Source organism: Intestinibacter sp. (assembly GCF_051866655.1).
Lineage (GTDB): Bacteria > Bacillota > Clostridia > Peptostreptococcales > Peptostreptococcaceae > Intestinibacter.
The window spans coordinates 1-3,086 of sequence record NZ_JBJDXL010000397.1; the positions used below are offsets into that span (position 1 = coordinate 1).

The following is a 3,086-nucleotide window of genomic DNA, read 5'->3' on the forward strand; positions in this document are numbered from 1 at the left end:
AGTATTTATATGAATACCTACCACAATCAATAGGAATAAAATCTATAGAAGAAGTAGACGACAGATTCCACAGCAGATATAACGCCAAGAGAAAGGTGTATCTATACAAAATAGACAACAACAAATACCCAAGTCCATTTAATAGAAAGTACACTTGTCATGTAGCAAAAAAACTCGATTTAGACTATATGAGAGAGGTTTCCAAGGTATTTATAGGAGAGCACGATTTTACTAGCTTTTGTTCGTCTAGATCTAAAAAGAAAAGCCATGTAAGAGAAATCTACTCTATAGCTATAAATGAAAATGATGGCATTGTAGAAATTTATGTAGAAGGCAATGGATTTTTATACAATATGGTAAGAATAATTGTGGGAACACTTATAGATGCAGGTCACCACAAAATTACAGCCAAAGAAGTAAAAAATATACTAGAATTAAAGGATAGATCGAAATCTCCTGAAACTGCTCCAGCAAAAGGGTTGTTTTTATACAGAGTAAAATATTAGAATAATATATACAAAATACTGTTGACATTTTTACCCATTTGATTTATTATTAACTCATAAATATTTAATAAGACAAATTCGTTGAAGAAGAAAGTAGTTTATTTTAATTTTATAGAGAGCCGAGGACGGTGGAAGCTCGGTAATGATAAATAAATGAAGAGAGCTTTGGAGAAGATTATCTGAAATTTCAGTAGGATAATAGGAGTACCTTGCCTTAAAAGGGAGAGTGAATAAGTTTATCTTATTAATTAGAGTGGTAACGCGGAAATATTTCGTCTCTTGATTTTACAAGAGGCGTTTTTTATATAATTAGGATAAATTTATTAATAAGAGTGGTACCGCGCAATGTCGCCTCTTAGTAATTATTACTAAGAGGCTTTTTTAATTAAAATAACGTGATTTATTAGGAGGACAGTAAAAATGAAAGAAAAAGTTGTATTAGCATATTCAGGTGGATTAGACACTTCAATAACTATTCCATGGTTAAAAGAAAATTATGATTTAGATGTTATAGCAGTTTGTGGATTTGTTGGTCAAGATGACGACATGAGTAAAATAGAAGAAAAAGCTAAAGCAAGTGGAGCTATAAAAGCTTACGTTGAAGATTTAAGAGAAGAATTTATAACTACTACTATATATCAAGCAATAAAAGCAGAAACTCTATATGAAAATAGATATCCTTTAGGAACAGCTTTAGCTAGACCTATAATAGCTAAAAAATTAGTTGAAATAGCTCAAAAAGAAGGAGCTAAATACATATGCCACGGTTGTACAGGAAAAGGAAACGACCAAGTTAGATTTGAAGGAACTATAGCAGCACTTGATCCATCTATAAAGGTTATAGCTCCATGGAGAATCTGGGATATAAAATCAAGAGAAGATGCAATAGACTACGCAAACGAACACAATATACCAATAACAGCAACTAAGAAAAAAATATATTCAGTAGACGACAACCTATGGCATGTATCTACTGAAGGTGGAGATATAGAATACTTAGAAAACGAACACAATAAAGACATATACAAAAAAACTTGTTCACCAGAAGATGCAGTAGATGAAGCAGAATATGTAGAAATAGGATTCGAAAAAGGTGTTCCAGTATCTTTAAACGGAGAAAAATTATCACCAGTAGAATTAGTTGAAGCAGTTGACAAATTAGGTGCTAAACACGGTATAGGTATAGTGGATATACTAGAAAACAGATTAGTTGGTATGAAATCAAGAGGTATATATGAAACTCCAGGAGGAGAAATATTCTATGCAGCTCACAACTACTTAGAAAGTGCTACATTAGATAAAGATACTCTTCACTTAAAACAAAGATTATCACTTGAATTCGCTGATTTAATATACAATGGTAAATGGTATTCTAAAACTTGTAAAGCAATAAATGCTTTCATGGACGAAACTCAAGAAAATGTTACAGGTTCTGTTAAATTAAAATTATACAAAGGTAACATAAAACCAGCTGGAATATTTAGTGACCATAAATTATACGATCAAAGTATATCTTCATTTGGTGACAGTGAATTATACGATCACAAAGATGCTGAAGGCTTCATAAACTTATTCACATTACCACTTAAGATAAATGCTATGACTCAAAATGGTAAAAAAATGACAAAATAATTGATTTTTGGAATATAGTTAAAATGGAAATTAAGGAATAGATTATTTAATTGATAGATAGTCTATTCCTTTTTGTTTATATTATTTAGTATGTATAAATACTAAATTTAAAGTATTATAAAAATATATAGAGATAAGCTTTTATAGAAAATATTTATATATAATTTAAATATATTTAGGAGGTCGAGTTATGAAAATTTATAATCCATATGAAAATAAAAAAACTAGATTAATAGAATATATAAAAAATAATTGTTTGTTAAAAATATATTATAACTTTCTTAAAATAAGAAATGATCTATTTAAAATATTTAAATGCGAGGATAGACAAAATTGTAAATTAGATAGGGATTATGAATTTCTTACGCATAAAAGTAGTAGGAAAAGGACAGTAGAAAAATTAAGCAAGAATGAAGAAATAAAAATAACAGATTTTTTTATAGAAGAATTAATAAGTATAGAATTATTAGATAATTTAGAAAAAGGATTGTATGCTCTTTTAAATAAATTTCCACCAACTTCATTTATTGCAATACAACATAATAAAGATATAAAGGAATTTATTATAAAAATAAAAGAAAATTATCATTATGATGGATGGTTTAATGTTGGATTTATAGAATTTCCTAAAGAAAGTGAATTACATAAATTTGTAAAATATGTTCAAATTAACCTGCAAAGTTTTTCTGTATCTCATGTGAGAATAAATTTTATGATTACTTTGAAAGAAAGTTATAATAAGGAAATTTTTAAAATTGTAGAAAAAGAGTATCAAGATGTAAATAATATGTATTTTTATAAGACAAAACATAGAGGTATAGGAGTATTAAAAGTAAATGGAGAAATTTATAAAAAGAGAGATGTACAAAATAAATTATTATATTTAAAATGGAGGGTTTTAAAATACATATCTAATTATATACCTTTATATTTTTTCGATAAGAATAT

General features: G+C 27.5%; 3 protein-coding genes and 1 other annotated feature. All 3 genes read left to right on the forward strand.

All coding sequences use genetic code 11. The features are described from left to right. On the forward strand, positions 1–506 hold a 506-nt coding region (locus ACI3VO_RS12060), incomplete at its 5' end, for a tRNA pseudouridine synthase A (protein WP_439758153.1). Positions 507–578: 72 nt separating this feature from the next. Then, positions 579–789, forward strand: a binding site (T-box leader). Positions 790–926: 137 nt separating this feature from the next. Beyond that, on the forward strand, positions 927–2,138 hold the full coding sequence (locus ACI3VO_RS12065) for an argininosuccinate synthase (RefSeq protein WP_439758154.1): 1,212 nt from the start codon (positions 927–929) through the stop codon (positions 2,136–2,138). Positions 2,139–2,328: 190 nt separating this feature from the next. Further along, a partial coding sequence (locus ACI3VO_RS12070) for a hypothetical protein (protein ID WP_439758155.1) occupies positions 2,329–3,086 on the forward strand: 758 nt, incomplete at its 3' end.